1 protein-coding gene is annotated in these 562 nt (G+C 67.1%); it reads left to right on the forward strand.

The features are described 5' to 3' along the window. Positions 1–562 (forward strand): GTP-binding protein (locus G3I78_RS47220; RefSeq protein ID WP_239158467.1); only part of this gene is annotated, 562 nt, incomplete at both ends.

Here is a 562-nt window from a genome sequence, read left to right on the forward strand (position 1 = left end):
GCCGCAGTCCGAGACGGTGTGGCGCCAGGCGGACAAGTACAACGTCCCCCGCATCTGCTTCGTCAACAAGATGGACAAGCTCGGCGCGGACTTCTACTTCACCGTCGACACCATCATCAACCGCCTCAAGGCGAAGCCGCTGGTCGTCCAGCTGCCGATCGGCGCCGAGAGCGACTTCACCGGCGTCGTCGACCTCCTCGAGATGAAGGCGCTCGTCTGGCACGGCGAGACGCAGCTCGGCGAGGCGTACGACACCGAGGAGATCCCCGCGGACCTGGTCGAGAAGGCCGAGCGCTACCGCAGCGAGCTCGTCGAGGCCGTCGCCGAGGCCGACGAGGAGCTGCTCGAGAAGTACCTCGGCGGCGAGGAGCTGACGGTCGCCGAGATCAAGTCCGGCATCCGCAAGCTCGTCATCGCGGGCGAGGCGTTCCCGGTCCTGTGCGGGTCCGCGTTCAAGAACAAGGGCGTCCAGCCCATGCTCGACGCGGTCATCGACTACCTGCCGTCGCCCCTCGACGTGCCGGCGATCGACGGTCACGACCCGAAGGACGAGGAGAAGGTC

Source organism: Streptomyces sp. SID13726, from assembly GCF_010548375.1.
Classification (GTDB): domain Bacteria; phylum Actinomycetota; class Actinomycetes; order Streptomycetales; family Streptomycetaceae; genus Streptomyces.